The following is a 1,229-nucleotide window of genomic DNA, read 5'->3' as shown; positions in this document are numbered from 1 at the left end:
TGAACCGCTCCGGGATCGGTGGAGGCTCTATGCGTTGACTCCAGCCGCCGGTTGGGGCTGGTGTTGAGCGTAGTAGTTGGTCTCGTGCTCGTGGGGCGGGAGGTCACCGATCGCGGTGTGGAGACGCTGATTGTTGAACCAGTCCACCCATTCCGCGGTGGCGAGTTCGACGTCGGCGAGGCCGTGCCAGGGCCTGCGCGGTTTGATCAACTCCGTTTTGTAGAGGCCGATCTGGGACTCCATGAGGGCGTTGTCCAGGGCGTCACCGACGGTGCCGATCGAGGCGTCGATGCCGGCCTCGAGGAGGTGGGCGGTGAACGCGAAGGACGTGTACTGGCTGCCCGCATCCGAATGATGAATCAGCCCTGGAGCAGCGGGAGTTCCGGCACGGTCCCGACGCCACAACGCCATGTCGAGGGCATCGAGGACGAGCTTGGCCCGTTTGCTGGTGGCGGCGGACCAGCCCACGATCGCCCGGGAGAACACGTCGACGACGAACGCGACGTAGATGATCCCGGACCAGGTGGACACGTAGGTGAAGCCGGCCACCCACCGCTCGTTCGGACCGGACGCGGTGAAGTCGCGTCTGAGCAGGTCAGCGGCCCGCTCCTGGCCGTCGTCCCGGATGGTGGTGCGGATCTTCTTCCCCCGTCGGACGCCCTCAAGGCCAAGATCGCGCATCAGCCTGGCGACAGTGCAGCGGGCCGCCGGTATGCCTTCGCGGTGCAGCTGCCGCCAGACCTTCCGGACCCCGTAGACACTGAAGTTGTCCGTGTGGACACGGCTGATCTGCGTCTTCAGCTCCGCGTCGCGGACCATCCGTGGGCTGGGGGTGCGGTTCTTGGCTGCGTAGTAGGTGCTCGTTGCGATCTTCAGTCCGTGGCTTGCCAGGACCCGGCAGATCGGCTCGACTCCGAACACCTGGCGGTGTGCGTCGATGAACGCTACGAGCGCTTCGACGGCCGGTCGAGCTCGGCCGCGAAGAAAGCCGACGCCGCCTTCAGGATCTCGTTGGCCCGCCGCAGCTCGGCGTTCTCGGCCTTGAGCCGCTTGATCTCCGCGGCCTCGTCGGAGGTGACGCCGGGCCGCTGACCGGCGTCGACCTGGGATTTACGGACCCAGGTCCGCACCGTCTCCGCCGCACCGATGCCCAGCTTGGCTGCGACCGCCTTCATCGCGGCCCACTCGGTCGGATAGTTCGGACGGATCTCCGCGACCATGCGCACCGC

Annotated in this window: 1 protein-coding gene; it reads right to left on the bottom strand. The window is 66.9% G+C overall.

The features are described 5' to 3' along the window. Positions 1-27: 27 nt before the first annotated feature. A protein-coding gene (locus ADL12_RS22220) for an IS3 family transposase (RefSeq protein WP_208614592.1) occupies positions 28-1,229 on the bottom strand; the annotation gives its coding sequence in 2 pieces (ribosomal slippage) (positions 28-989 and positions 989-1,229; 1,203 coding nt annotated over the 2 pieces). This gene is flagged as partial in the annotation.

It is taken from the genome of Streptomyces regalis (assembly GCF_001509475.1).
In the GTDB taxonomy this organism is placed as follows: Bacteria; Actinomycetota; Actinomycetes; order Streptomycetales; family Streptomycetaceae; genus Streptomyces; species Streptomyces regalis.
The sequence above is the reverse complement of the archived record's forward strand: the minus strand, read 5'-3'. Positions and strand labels throughout refer to the sequence as shown.